The organism is Gilliamella sp. App4-10 (assembly GCF_001690495.1).
GTDB lineage: Bacteria > Pseudomonadota > Gammaproteobacteria > Enterobacterales > Orbaceae > Gilliamella > Gilliamella apicola_G.
The window spans coordinates 1-14015 of the sequence record NZ_LZGS01000034.1; the positions used below are offsets into that span (position 1 = coordinate 1).

General features: G+C 38.2%; 11 protein-coding genes. 9 read left to right on the plus strand and 2 right to left on the minus strand.

The annotated features are described in order from the left end of the window. The first annotated feature begins 383 nt into the window (after positions 1-383). The 5 genes from ilvG (at position 384) to ilvA (ending at position 6872) form a co-directional block, all read left to right on the plus strand. Positions 384-2060, plus strand: a complete 1677-nt coding sequence (gene ilvG / locus A9G23_RS04675; RefSeq protein ID WP_065586512.1) for an acetolactate synthase 2 catalytic subunit — start codon at positions 384-386, stop codon at positions 2058-2060. Between the two features lie 3 nt (positions 2061-2063). Beyond that, complete coding sequence (gene ilvM / locus A9G23_RS04680) at positions 2064-2294, plus strand: acetolactate synthase 2 small subunit (RefSeq protein WP_065586513.1); 231 nt, start codon at positions 2064-2066, stop codon at positions 2292-2294. Positions 2295-2427: 133 nt separating this feature from the next. After that, positions 2428-3357: a branched-chain amino acid transaminase gene (locus tag A9G23_RS04685; protein WP_065586514.1), complete on the plus strand. Its 930-nt coding sequence runs from the start codon at positions 2428-2430 to the stop codon at positions 3355-3357. Positions 3358-3475: 118 nt separating this feature from the next. After that, positions 3476-5326 carry a dihydroxy-acid dehydratase gene (gene ilvD, locus A9G23_RS04690; protein ID WP_065586515.1) on the plus strand — a complete coding sequence of 617 codons (1851 nt, stop codon included), beginning with the start codon at positions 3476-3478 and terminating at the stop codon, positions 5324-5326. Between the two features lies 1 nt (position 5327). After that, positions 5328-6872 (plus strand): threonine ammonia-lyase, biosynthetic, encoded by a 1545-nt coding sequence (gene ilvA, locus A9G23_RS04695; RefSeq protein WP_065586516.1) that lies wholly within the window; start codon positions 5328-5330, stop codon positions 6870-6872. 538 nt (positions 6873-7410) lie between these two features. Here ilvA and A9G23_RS04700 read toward each other — a convergent pair. Next, positions 7411-8310 carry an endonuclease/exonuclease/phosphatase family protein gene (locus A9G23_RS04700; protein WP_065586517.1) on the minus strand — a complete coding sequence of 300 codons (900 nt, stop codon included), beginning with the start codon at positions 8308-8310 and terminating at the stop codon, positions 7411-7413. 843 nt (positions 8311-9153) lie between these two features. Beyond that, entirely contained in the window at positions 9154-10074 is a 921-nt protein-coding gene (locus tag A9G23_RS04705) for an L-lactate dehydrogenase (RefSeq protein ID WP_065586518.1), read from the minus strand. Positions 10075-10485: 411 nt separating this feature from the next. On the opposite strand from A9G23_RS04705, the gene A9G23_RS04710 reads away from it, so the two are divergent. From A9G23_RS04710 to A9G23_RS04725, 4 genes are read left to right on the plus strand one after another with little or no spacing between them, the layout of a single operon-like run. Further along, a complete protein-coding gene (locus A9G23_RS04710) occupies positions 10486-11406 on the plus strand; it encodes a metal ABC transporter substrate-binding protein (RefSeq protein ID WP_081296955.1) in 921 nt (306 codons plus the stop codon). Next, positions 11406-12299: a manganese/iron ABC transporter ATP-binding protein gene (locus tag A9G23_RS04715; protein ID WP_065586519.1), complete on the plus strand. Its 894-nt coding sequence runs from the start codon at positions 11406-11408 to the stop codon at positions 12297-12299. The genes A9G23_RS04710 and A9G23_RS04715 overlap by 1 nt, the downstream gene beginning before the upstream one ends. Positions 12300-12302: 3 nt before the next feature. Next, positions 12303-13169, plus strand: coding sequence for a metal ABC transporter permease (locus tag A9G23_RS04720; protein ID WP_065586520.1), 867 nt, complete (start codon positions 12303-12305; stop codon positions 13167-13169). After that, complete coding sequence (locus A9G23_RS04725) at positions 13166-14002, plus strand: metal ABC transporter permease (RefSeq protein ID WP_065586521.1); 837 nt, start codon at positions 13166-13168, stop codon at positions 14000-14002. Before A9G23_RS04720 ends, A9G23_RS04725 begins: the two co-directional genes overlap by 4 nt. Positions 14003-14015 lie beyond the last annotated feature (13 nt).

Consider the following 14015-nt stretch of genomic DNA (forward strand, 5'->3'; position numbering starts at 1 on the left):
TAAATCATTAACCACTGATATTTTTATACTAAAACACTAGTTTTCCTGAAACTTTTTTACAGATTATTTATTCTACATAACAAAAACAACAAAAAACTATTGCACTTTTTTTTAAAACGAGTATTTTGTTAAAAATAACAAAAAATTTAACTATATAATAATAGCAATATGAAATTTTCACTCAAAATCGTCCTCATCAACATGATTGTCAGCGTGGTCATTATTCCAACGCGGGGGCGTTTTTTGAATTAAAAATATGTTTATACATAAAATCAAAAACCCCCGCTCTCCAAAAAGCGGGGGTTTTTTTATGAAAATTTTTTATAAACGCTTATAAACAATGTTTTATAAACAGTAAATGAACAAAAACAAGTGAGGCATAAATGTTAGGAACACAGTGGATAGTAAAAACCTTAAAAGAAAAAGGCGTTACCACCGTTTTTGGATATCCCGGTGGACAAATTATGCCTCTATATGACGCTCTTTATGATGGTGGAATTGAGCATGTCCTTTGTCGCCACGAACAAGGTGCTGCAATGGCCGCCATTGGCTATGCTAGAGCCACAGGGAAAACGGGTGTTTGTATTGCCACCTCCGGCCCCGGCGCAACCAACATCATTACTGGCCTTGCCGATGCTTTAATTGATTCAGTGCCGATTGTTGCCATAACAGGGCAAGTACCAACCAAACTAATTGGTACAGACGCTTTTCAAGAAGTGGATGTTTTAGGATTATCACTAGCTTGTACCAAACACAGTTATTTAATCGACGATGCAAAAGACTTGCCTAACACCTTGGAGCAGGCTTTTAACTTAGCCAGTTCGGACAGGCCGGGGCCAATATTGATTGATGTGCCCAAAGATATACAACTTGCAAACCTTGACTATCAACAATATTTCACGCCATCCACATTACAAACCGCACAAGATAAAACACAACTATACTCAATCTTGCCAAATGATATAAAACAAGCCAAAGAAATGATCGCCCAAGCCCAAAAACCGATACTTTACATTGGTGGTGGTGTTGGACTTTCTGGCGCCATATCCGAGCTAAGAGACTTTATGGCCTTAACACACATTCCAAGTGTATCAACCTTAAAAGGACTTGGGGTTGCCGATTTGAATAATCCTTATTACTTAGGATTAATTGGTATGCACGGCGCCAAAGCTGCCAATTTAGCCGTACAAGAGTGTGATTTGTTAATTGCCTTAGGTGTTCGATTTGATGATAGAGTGACCGGCAACCTTAATGAATTTGCTCGACATGCTAAAGTACTTCATATAGATATCGATCAGGCCGAAATCAACAAATTACGCCAAACCCATTTAGGATTACAAGGCGATATAAAGCAAGTTTTACCACAACTAAATCAAACAGTTTCGATTCACGAGTGGCATAAAAAAGTTAATCAATTAAAAGCAGAGCACCCAACTCGTTACGATCATCCAGGCGAAGCGATCTACGCTCCTGCTTTATTAAAAACTCTCTCAGAAAAAAAAACAGCGTCTACGATTATTACTACCGATGTTGGACAACACCAAATGTGGACAGCCCAGCATATGCGCTTTACCCATCCTCAAAACTTCATTACATCAAGTGGGCTTGGCACAATGGGATTTGGTTTACCGGCCGCTGTTGGTGCGCAAATGGCAAGACCAAATGATTGTGTGATTTGTGTATCGGGTGATGGATCTTTTATGATGAATGTCCAAGAACTCACCACCATTAAACGCAAACAACTACCCATAAAAATCGTATTAATTGATAACCAACGTCTAGGCATGGTTCGCCAATGGCAAGAGTTATTTTTTAATGAAAGATACAGCGAAACAAATCTATCAGACAATCCCGATTTTTTAATGTTAGCCAAAGCGTTTGACATACCAGGGCAAAGCATCAGCAAAAAATCACAAATTGATACAGCGCTTGATAACTTATTTAACTCAACAGGCGCTTACCTATTACATGTTTGCATAGATGAATTAGAAAACGTATGGCCACTAGTACCCCCTGGGGCAGCAAACGAAAACATGCTAGACAAAAGTTGCAAGGAGTAAGCAATGAACGAACAAGCACAATATCAATTGGCCATAAAGGCTTATGACAAATTGGGATCACTTGAACGTATATTACGAGTTATCCGGCATCGAGGTGGACATATTCAATCAATGCAAATGCAAACAATTGAAAACAATACACTGACTATGACATTAATATTAACTACTGAAAGACCGCTATCGACATTACAAAACCAAGTAGCAAAATTAGAAGATGTCATCGCGGTTGAATAATCATTTTTATAAACAACTTATTGTTAAATAATAAGTTAAATAAACAAGCGTAGTATAATGCTTGACTGTTAAAGTACAAATACCTAAAGCAAAGTACCTGCTTAGCAAATTGAAAAATAAAGAGGAAAACAAAATGAGTTCTACAGCAAAATCAGATTATATTTGGTTGAATGGCGAAATGGTTCCATGGGCGGATGCCAAAGTACATGTGATGTCACATGCCTTACATTATGGTACTTCCGTATTTGAAGGTGTCCGTTGTTATAACACGCACAAAGGACCGGCCATATTTCGTCATAAAGAACATGCCCAAAGATTATTAAATTCAGCCAAGATTTATCGTTTTCCTGTTTCTTATTCGCTTGAAGAAATCATGGAAGCCACACGCCAAACGATCAAGAAAAACAAATTAGAAAGCGCTTATATTCGCCCATTAGTCTTTATTGGTGATGTGGGGATGGGCGTTAACCCACCTGAAGGTTACAAAACCGATGTCATGATTGCCGCATTTCCATGGGGTGCCTATTTAGGCGAAGAGGCCTTAGATCAAGGTATTGATGCCATGGTCTCCTCTTGGAATCGTGTTGCATCAAACACCATTCCAGCGGCGGCTAAAGCGGGCGGTAACTATTTATCGTCATTATTAATTGGATCTGAAGCTCGTGCTAACGGCTTCCAAGAAGGTATTGCATTAGACGTGCATGGTCACCTATCTGAAGGTGCTGGCGAAAACCTATTTATCATTAAAGACGGTATTTTATATACCCCTGTTTTATCGTCATCGGCTCTACCGGGCATTACACGTGATGCGGTATTAACACTCGCGCGCGATATAGGTATTGAAGTGCGTGAACAAACACTATCCCGTGAATCACTTTATTTAGCCGATGAAGTGTTTATGACAGGCACTGCGGCCGAAATTACCCCTGTGCGTAGTGTTGATCGCATTCAAGTTGGCATTGGTCGCTGTGGTCCAATCACTAAACAAATTCAACAAGCATTCTTTGGCTTATTTAATGGTAAAACCGAGGATAAATATGGTTGGTTAGATCTGATTAAATAAAACGAAAAATCAAAGGCCGCCAACTCACTTGGCGGATAACATTTTCACTTAATGATTGATTTTAAAGAACTACAGACCGTTAAACACGGTCACTTGCATAAAAAATTGGGAGCAAGAAATGCCTAAATATCGTTCAGCAACGTCAGTCGAAGGCCGAAACATGGCTGGCGCCCGCGCATTATGGCGTGCAACTGGCGTAAAAAATGAAGACTTTGGTAAACCCATCATTGCGGTGGTCAACTCATTCACGCAATTCGTACCGGGACATGTCCATTTAAAAGACATTGGTCAACTGGTTGCCAAACAAATTGAAGCATCGGGTGGTATTGCCAAAGAATTTAACACCATCGCCGTTGATGATGGCATAGCTATGGGGCATGGGGGTATGCTGTACTCATTACCATCGCGTGAACTCATTGCTGATTCTGTTGAATATATGGTTAACGCGCATTGTGCTGATGCTATGATCTGCATCTCAAACTGCGACAAAATCACCCCCGGCATGTTAATGGCCTCACTTCGTTTAAATATTCCAACCGTGTTTGTCTCTGGCGGACCAATGGAAGCGGGCAAAACCAAACTTTCTGATCAAATTATTAAATTAGATCTTGTTGATGCCATGATCCAAAGTGCCAATCCAAATGTCAGTGACGAAGATAGCAAAGCGATTGAAGAATCTGCTTGCCCGACTTGCGGATCTTGCTCTGGCATGTTTACCGCCAATTCCATGAATTGCTTAACCGAAGCACTAGGGCTTTCACTACCGGGTAATGGCTCATTAGTTGCTACCCACAAACAACGTGAACAGCTCTTTTTAAATGCCGCTAAGCGCATTGTTGAAATCACAAAACGCTATTACGAACATGATGATGTTTCGTATCTACCTCGCTCAATTGCCACTAAAGCCGCTTACGAAAATGCCATGTCGCTTGACATTGCTATGGGCGGTTCAACCAATACGGTACTGCATTTACTTGCCACCGCGCAGGAAGGCGAAATCGACTTCACCATGTCTGATATCGACAGACTATCACGTAAAGTGCCACATTTATGTAAAGTCGCACCGAGTACTCAGTTATATCATATGGAGGATGTACACCGTGCTGGTGGCGTTGTCGCCATTATGTCTGAATTGGATAAAGCGGGTTTACTCAATCGCAATGTTCATAATGTACTTGGTCTTTCATTAGAACAAACCTTTGCAAAATATGATATCAGACAAACAGATGACGAAGCCGTCAAAAAAATGTATCGCAGTGGGCCAGCAGGTATTCGCACTACCAAAGCGTTCTCGCAAGATTGCTATTGGGAGACACTCGACGACGACCGTGTAAATGGTTGTATTCGCGATAAAGCCCATGCCTATAGCCAAGATGGCGGGCTTGCCACACTCTATGGCAACGTAGCCCTTGATGGTGCAATTGTTAAAACCGCAGGGGTCGCTGCTGAAAATTTAGTTTTCCAAGGCCCGGCCAAAGTATTTGAAAGCCAAGAAGATGCCGTTGAGGCCATTTTAGGGGGCAAGGTTGTGGCTGGTGATGTAGTTGTTATTATTTACGAAGGTCCAAAAGGTGGCCCGGGAATGCAAGAGATGCTTTATCCAACAAGCTACTTAAAATCAATGGGACTGGGTAAATCCTGTGCACTGATTACCGATGGCAGATTTTCGGGTGGATCTTCGGGCTTATCAATCGGTCATATCTCACCCGAAGCCGCAAATGGCGGTATTATTGGTCTTGTGCGCGATGGAGATATTATTGATATTGACATTCCAAATCGAAAATTAGTATTAAAAGTCCCTGATGATGAACTTGAACGCCGCCGCGTAGCCGAACTTGCCCGTGGCGACAAAGCCTTTACCCCTCACAATCGCGATCGCTATGTCTCTTATGCACTAAAGGCTTATGCCAGTTTAGCAACCAGTGCAGATAAAGGTGCCGTTCGTGATAAAAGCAAACTAGGTGGTTAACGTGAAACAACAAAATAACAACAAGCTCACTGGTGCCGATTACTTAAAAGCAACCCTCTGTAGCGCCGTATACGACGTGGCCGAAGTCACCCCGCTAGAAAAGATGGAAAAAATCTCAACACGATTAAAAAACCAAATTTTTGTAAAGCGCGAAGATCGGCAATTAGTCCATAGTTTCAAAATCCGTGGTGCCCAAGCAATGATAGCCAGTCTAAATGAAGACGAACGTAAATGTGGCGTTATTGCCGCATCGGCTGGCAACCATGCACAAGGCGTGGCTTTTTCGGCCACAAAATTAGGCATAAACTCATTAATCGTCATGCCATTAACCACCGCCGACATAAAAGTTGAAGCAGTCAAAAGCTTTGGTGGCGAAGTACTCCTTTATGGCGCCAATTTTGACGAAGCTAAAGCGAAAGCCATGGAACTAGCAAAAGAACAAAAACGCATCTTTATTCCACCGTTTGATCACCCGCTTGTGATTGCTGGGCAAGGCAGTATTGCCATGGAATTATTACAACAAAACGCCAAACTCGATCGTATTTTTGTGCCGGTCGGCGGGGGCGGGCTTGCTGCGGGTGTGGCGGTATTAATCAAACAAATCATGCCATCAATCAAAATCATTGCCGTTGAACCTGCTGATGCCGCTTGCTTAAAAGCGGCACTCGACGCAGGCAAACCTGTTGATTTAAGCCGCGTTGGGCTATTTGCTGAAGGGGTTGCCGTTAAACGAATTGGCGAGGAAACTTTCAGGCTTTGTCAGCAATATATTGATGATATTATTACCGTTGATAGCGACGAAATTTGCGCCGCAGTGAAAGACTTATTTGATGATGTGCGAGCCATTGCTGAACCCTCTGGAGCTGTTGCATTAGCGGGTTTAAAAAAATACGTTGAACAACACAATATTTGTGGCGAAAACCTTGCCCATATATTATCTGGCGCCAATCTAAACTTCCATAACTTACGTTATGTGTCTGAACGTTGCGAACTCGGTGAAAAACGCGAAGTCCTGCTAGCGGTCACTATCCCAGAAAAAAAAGGCAGTTTTTTAACATTTTGTCAGCTTCTAGGTGGGCGCTCGGTGACCGAATTTAATTATCGTTATCATGATGATAAATCCGCTTGTATTTTTGTAGGGATTAAAATGTCTCAAAGTAATGAGAAAGATGAAATCATACAAGAATTAAGTGCAACAGGTTATTCGGTTGTGGATCTAACCGAAGATGAAATGGCAAAACTGCATGTACGCTATATGATTGGTGGCAAGCCTTGCAAACCAATACAAGAGCAAGTATACAGTTTTGAATTTCCTGAATCGCAAGGGGCTTTGCTTAAATTCCTACAAACATTAGGTACCAATTGGAATATCTCAATGTTCCATTACCGTAGCCACGGCACCGATTATGGACGAGTACTTGCCGCGTTTGAAATCGACGAAACAACCCTTAACCAGTTTAACCAACACCTAACCGAGCTAGGCTATGGTTTTCATAACGAAACGCATAATCCATCGCTTAAATTGTTTTTAACTAATCAAAGTTAAAATCAATAATCACTATCCACCACCAGGTGGAATAGTGATTTTAAATTAATACGAATTTGGGAAAATGACATAACTCTACCTGTAAACAACTCCATCTATTCATAGTTTAGAGGAGAATTTTTAACAACATAAAACTGTCTCACGAGCTAGTAAACATTGCTCAAGCTAACTTCATTATCTTAGTGATACATTTTGATGCTTACAATAAAGGACTATAAAATCTTCACATTGAAATTATTTATCACTAGTCCAATTTTAAAATTGGATAGTAAATTAACAAAATTATCTACTAAAATGAGGAATGGGGTCTAATAAATTTTTTCTATCACGATAAAACATTGTTACTCAATAGACAATTTGCGGCAACTAGTTTTAGCTGGTAAAAACAACCTAACCCTTCGACATTAATCATAAACCAAGACAGTTAGAAAGATAGCATCTTTATATTGAGTAAGTTATCATTCAAAAGTACAAACTAAGATGGCTGAAAAAAGCTACCTTTATATAGAATAGCTTTCTCTTTCAGTTAATTTTAAAACTAATTATTTTTTATAATGATTTGCACTGGATAGTGATCTGAGTATTTATTAGTAAAATCATCTTTTAACACTTTTACATCCATTACATCATTTTTAAGTCTTGGCGAGACATAAATATAATCATAGCGTAATGGTGTCGATGCTTGATCATAAAATACATTGGTTGGAGCGGTAGCAATAAAACTTTTATTTTTTAATTTTAAAGCATCAATAAAACCGGCATCAAGAAGGTTTTGTTGCACTGTGTAGCTTAACTTACCATCAACGAGGTTTTCTAAAATTGGGCGATTTTTTTGTTTCTCTTTTATATCTTCAAGCAAATTACTTTTGTCATATTCGGATTCATCAGCTGGCGAAAATGAATTTAAATCACCCGCTATAATCCATTTCCCTTTAGGATCACGACTATATTTTATTGAATCTATGATCAGATTTATTTCGTCTATTCTTTTTGCTGTCCAAAATGGATTCATATGTGTAATAACAAAGTGATATTTTCCAATATCTGCATATAAAGCACCATGCCACATATTATCAACCACTTTACTAACATTAATGATTGGATACTTTGAAGTAATCGCAACAGGAAAAAACGCCGCGTCATTAGGAGATTCTTTTAATAATACGGCATATTTATGTCCAAAACTGGCAGCAAATTTTTCGAGTTTTTCGCGAGTAAAAAAGTTCATTTCTTGCCAAGCAATAATATCGGCGTCTTGTACCTTTGCCCATTCAATAAACTTTTGTTTTCCTTCTGATTCATCTAACTTCATGCCATTGTAAACATTATAGCTAATCATCTTTAACTCTTTTGCATCTTCAAGTGAAGCAAAAGCAGTTGAAGTACTTAGGATAATACTACTCACAATCGCTACAAATTTTAATTTACTTTTATTCATAACATATTCCTTCCTTTTATTTATATTTTCAATAGATATTATATTGATTCAATATTAATCAAAATTTTTTTTATAATTTCTGTGATATTGGTCAATAATTTTATTTACTTATAGTCATATGAGTAATAAAAAAATGTTGGCATTCCAATGATATTGGGCTGAATGATGGATATACGTAGCACGGTGAGCGATTCTAAACCACCTATACGGCGTTAAAATTAAATGACGATTTGTTACAAATCATTGGTGGCTTTCTAAACCACCTATACGGCGTAAAACAAGGAGCTTGGCGACAAAGAACTGCTAGAAATTTCTAAACCACCTAGACGACGTTAAACTAGAGGTCGATATACTATAAACCTGTTTAATAAAAGGCAAATAGGATTTTTATTTTTAAATTATTTTTTGTAAATTATTTTTAATTTATTGTTTTATTTATTTTAATTCATCGATAAAAAAGATTGACTGGAATTTGGATATTTCGATAATAAGCAAATTTAATCGCTTAAAAAGTTTTAAGTTAATATATTAATCTTATTTTTTATTCTTGTTTTTTAAATTGAAATAAACAAGAAAAAGACTATACAATCTCCTTAAACTCTTTCAATTTTGCCATCTATATTTAGCTACAAGCGTTGAAGAATGATATTAGATAAAATACAAAAGTATGAGCTACACAAATGTGATCTAGAAGTAAAAAATATCATGGATGATACCAATAATAGTGAGAAAGATTTCTCTAAATCCCTCCTATTTCGGATAAATTTTAAATTATGATAAAAACTAAAAAAGCGCCTAATTTTTAGCGCTTTTTTTATTGAAGTCAATGATGCTTAATTATGATTATTTAATTTGATCAATATACTCTTTTACAATATTAACGCTCTTTTTAAAAAGTTGTTTTTCGTTATCGGTGAAATCAAGTTGGATCACTTTTTTTATTCCATGCTGATCTAAAATTGCTGGAACACCAATAGCAACATCTTTATAACCATATTCACCATTTAAAATACAAGTGAGCGCTAATGCACGGTGACTATTACTGAATATATGTTGGCAAATCTCGGTAATAGTGCTAGCAATACCGTATTCGGTGCAATGTTTTCGATTCGCGATTTCAAAGCCCATTTTTCGAGCTTGGCTGCCCACTTCTTCAAAATCAATTTTGTTTTTTTGTAAATCATTTAAATTAATACCATAAACCGATGAATGAGACCAAACCGGAAATTGTGAATCACCATGTTCGCCCACAATAAAGGCGTCAATGCTTTGTGGGCCGATGTCCATTTTTTCGCCCAATAATCGACGTAATCGCACCGTATCAAGCCATACCCCTGTGCCAATTACGCGGTGACGCGGTAGCCCTGATAGTTTCCAGACTTGATATGTAATGGCGTCGCAAGGGTTGGTTGCAATTAAGAAGATGCCTTTAAAACCATTACTCATCATATTAGGTACAATGCTAGCAACAATTTTGGATGTGCCAGCGAGTTCTTCGGCTCGGCTTTTTTGGGCAATGCCTGATGTAACGGTGATAATGGCAATATCTATGTCAGTGCAATCAATCGATTCACGCAAGCTAACTTTGACCATATTTTGCCGATAAGCTGCCGCATCTAATAAATCTTGCGCATGCCCATAGGCTAGCTCTTTATTGAGGTCAACGAGTACAATTTCTTCACAAATACCTCGGTTAACCAAAGTATAGGCTGTTGTTGATCCAACATTACCCACGCCGATAATCATGACTTTACGCAGTTTCATATTATGCTCCACTTGATTTAAGAAAAATAAGATAGAACGAAAAAATTCACTTAATAATATACCTTTAATTACTGTCAATAAAGGTAGATTATTGTAAGCCTATAAATTATCTTTCTACTGTAACTATCATTTAAATAGATGGAATTAACTACTATTTAATTTAATTTTATATACAATGAAATACCAACATAACCACGTAATAAATTAATAGAAGTAGTGAAATTTAAAAAAATTTGACTTCTGCTTTCAAATGATAATAATTCTCATTAGTGTTTGTATTTATGGTTGTAAATAATCGATAATACAGTTTCACCATTACAAGTAATTAATTAAATAGATATTTGCTTGATTTGTTAAAAACCATCCCTCAATTTTGCCATTTGATTATGAGTTAAACGCAAGGAGTCGCTAATGAAGTTCAAATTTTTGAAAAATCGTAAAATGTTATTAAAGGTTATTTTAACTTCGTTAATTATTTTGACTGGTCTATTTGAGTCTGCTCATGCGTCAGAAAAGAAATTCAAAGTCGTAACTACGTTTACGATTATTCAAGATATCGCACAAAATATCGCTGGTGATGCTGCTGAGGTTGAGTCAATTACCAAAGCCGGTGCAGAAATTCATGAATACGATCCCACCCCGAAAGACATTACCAAAGTGCTTTCCGCCGATTTAGTGTTATGGAATGGTCTTAATTTAGAACTTTGGTTTAAACGTTTTTTTGAAGATGTCAAAGATGTCCCTTCGATTGTCGTAACAGAAGGTATTGAGCCGATGCCAATTCAAGAAGGCAGCTATAAAGGAAACCCAAATCCGCATGCTTGGATGTCACCAACGTTGGCTTTAACTTATGTTGAAAATATCCGCGCGGCGTTTGTTAAATATGATCCGCAAAATGCGGCGATTTATAATAAAAATGCGGCCGATTATATTGCTAAAATCAAAGCACTTGATGCGCCATTACGTGAGCGTTTAGCTAAAATTCCTGACGCCAAACGTTGGTTAGTTACCAGTGAAGGCGCGTTTAGCTATTTGGCTCGCGACTATAATTTCAAAGAAGCTTACCTTTGGCCTATCAATGCTGAGCAACAAGGTACCCCTCAACAAGTTAGGCATTTAATTGACTTAGTTAAAGCAAATGATATTCCTGTTATTTTTAGTGAGAGTACTATTTCAGATAAACCCGCTAAACAAGTTAGCAAAGAAACCGATATTAAATATGGTGGCGTTTTGTATGTCGATTCGCTTTCAACTAAAAATGGTCCTGTACCCACTTATATTGATCTTCTAAAAGTGACCGTTGAAACTATCGCTAAAGGATTTGAAAAATAATGACTCAAATTTGCTTGAATGTTGATGATATCACCGTGACTTATAATAATGGTCATACCGCAATTTATGATGCTAGCTTTCGCTTAAATGGTGGCACTATCTGCGCGTTAGTCGGCGTTAATGGTAGCGGTAAATCGACATTATTTAAGAGCATTATGGGGATGGTTCGTCCAACTCGTGGTCATGTCACATTTAATGATATGTCAGTTAATCAGACCTTAAAACAAAATATCATTGCCTATGTGCCACAAACCGAAGAAGTCGATTGGGATTTTCCTGTGCTCGTATCAGATGTGGTCATGATGGGGCGATATGGACATATGTCCTTTTTGCGTATTCCAAGTAAAGAAGATAAAAAACAGGTCGATCTTGCCCTTGAGCGCGTTAATATGCTCGATTTTAAACATCGTCAAATTGGTGAGCTGTCAGGTGGGCAAAAAAAACGGGTATTTTTAGCTCGAGCGTTAGCTCAGCAAGGTAAAGTGCTGTTGTTAGACGAACCTTTTACTGGGGTTGATGTTAAAACTGAAAATGCCATTATTGATCTGTTGAAAGATCTGCGTAAAGAAGGTCATTTGATTTTAGTTTCAACTCATAACTTAGGCAGTGTACCCGAATTTTGCGATCACGTGGTATTAATTAATCAAACTGTTTTGGCCTTTGGTCCAACTAAAACAACCTTTACACCACAAAATTTAATGACTACCTTTGGTGGTGCCCTGCGTTACCTGAGTTTATCGGGCGAACAATTGCATGATGATGAAGATCCTCGTAAAGTATCGATCTTAACCGACGATGAACGTGCTGCAATTTTTTATGGGGAAGGTAAGCATGATTCACCTCATCGAGATTTGCTGGTTGACCCTCACGATAATGAACCAAAAGGGCAATAATAAATGGAACTGTTACTTGAACCATTCACCTATGGTTTTATGTTAAAAGCAATTTGGGTAAGTAGTATTGTCGGTGCTGCCTGTGCTTTTTTATCGGCTTTTTTAATGTTAAAAGGTTGGTCACTAATGGGCGATGCGCTTTCGCATTCCGTTGTGCCTGGGGTTGCCGGGGCTTATGCGTTGGGGTTGCCTTATTCTGTTGGTGCGTTTTTTACTGGATTACTCGCTGCACTAGCAATTACGCTCGTGCGAGCCTTTACACGATTAAAAGCAGACGCCATTATCGGTTTTATCTTTTCAACCTTTTTTGCTGTCGGTTTGTTAATTATTTCGCTTAATCCAACATCAATCAATGCGCAAACCATTATATTTGGTAATATTCTAGGGATTGATGATAGTGATATGTGGCAAGTGCAAATTATTATTTTGGTGTCATTTATATTACTTTTCTTTTTTTGGAAAGATTTGTTAGTGGTTTTTTTTGATGAAACCCATGCCCGATCCATTGGATTAAAACCACTACCGTTAAAAATCCTATTTTTTACCATTTTAAGCGCCTGTACCGTTGCAGCACTACAAACTGTTGGAGCCATTTTAGTAATTGCTATGGTTGTTACACCTGGAGCAACCGCTTACTTATTGACTAATCGATTTTCGCACTTATTGATTATTTCGGTTCTAATTGGCGCTATAACAAGTGCTATTGGCGCTTGGATCAGTTACTTTTTAAATGGCGAAACTGGTGGCGTTATTGTTACGTTGCAAACGCTAATATTTATTGTTGCATTCTTATTTGCTCCACAGCGAGGGTTAATTGTAAATCGCTTTAGGATACGCCAAAGCCGTTTAAATAAAAGGAGGCAGGTATGACAGAGTTTTGGGAATATATCTATTATCCGCTTACTCTTCCTCTTATTCAGCGCGCAATTTTCGCTTCGTTAGCAACCGGTATTGTGTGTGCCCTACTATCTTGTTTTTTAGTGTTAAAAGGCTGGTCGTTAATGGGCGATGCGATTTCGCATGCGGTTTTACCCGGCATTGTGCTGGCATATGTAGCAGGTATTCCTATTATCATTGGTGCTTTTGCTTCAGGCCTATTTTGCTCAGTTGCAACAGGTTACATTAAAGAAAACAGCCGAATCAAAGAAGATACGGTCATGGGAATTGTGTTTTCAGGGATGTTTGCTTTTGGTTTAGTATTATTTTCTAAGGTGGATACGTCGCAACATTTAAATCATATCCTATTTGGTAGTGTGCTTGGTACTAGTTATGACGAGCTTAAACAGATCATCATCATTGCTGTAATTGTGTCGCTTTTAATTATTATTAAACGCCGTGATCTGATGCTCTATTGCTTCGACCCAGTGCAAGCTAAAGTTGTAGGGCTGCCCGTTAAGCTACTACATTATGGTTTGTTGAGTGTTTTGGCTTTAACTATTGTAGGATCATTAAAAGTTGCTGGGATGATTTTAGTTATTGCGATGTTGATAGCGCCGGGCATCACTGCTTTTTCGTTAAGTAAACGCTTTGAATGGATGTTAGTGATTGCCGTATTGGTTTCGACATTTTCAACGGTGATGGGCACCTTGATAAGTTACTATGTAGATGCGTCAACCAGCGCTTGTATCGTTATTTTACAAGCAATTCTTTTTTTATTTGCCCAAACTTACCAGTTTGTTGCTCACAAAAAAGCGCACCGTTAAAGTAATTTTTGAA

Bases quoted from the DNA above. Each gene is read 5' to 3' on its own strand.
- A9G23_RS04685 (WP_065586514.1), top strand. From the start codon at position 2,428: ATGAGTTCTACAGCAAAATCAGATTATATTTGGTTGAATGGCGAAATG.
- A9G23_RS04710 (WP_081296955.1), top strand. From the start codon at position 10,486: ATGAAGTTCAAATTTTTGAAAAATCGTAAAATGTTATTAAAGGTTATT.
- A9G23_RS04705 (WP_065586518.1), bottom strand. From the start codon at position 10,074: ATGAAACTGCGTAAAGTCATGATTATCGGCGTGGGTAATGTTGGATCA.
- A9G23_RS04720 (WP_065586520.1), top strand. From the start codon at position 12,303: ATGGAACTGTTACTTGAACCATTCACCTATGGTTTTATGTTAAAAGCA.
- ilvM (WP_065586513.1), top strand. From the start codon at position 2,064: ATGAACGAACAAGCACAATATCAATTGGCCATAAAGGCTTATGACAAA.
- ilvG (WP_065586512.1), top strand. From the start codon at position 384: ATGTTAGGAACACAGTGGATAGTAAAAACCTTAAAAGAAAAAGGCGTT.
- ilvD (WP_065586515.1), top strand. From the start codon at position 3,476: ATGCCTAAATATCGTTCAGCAACGTCAGTCGAAGGCCGAAACATGGCT.
- A9G23_RS04725 (WP_065586521.1), top strand. From the start codon at position 13,166: ATGACAGAGTTTTGGGAATATATCTATTATCCGCTTACTCTTCCTCTT.
- A9G23_RS04715 (WP_065586519.1), top strand. From the start codon at position 11,406: ATGACTCAAATTTGCTTGAATGTTGATGATATCACCGTGACTTATAAT.
- A9G23_RS04700 (WP_065586517.1), bottom strand. From the start codon at position 8,310: ATGAATAAAAGTAAATTAAAATTTGTAGCGATTGTGAGTAGTATTATC.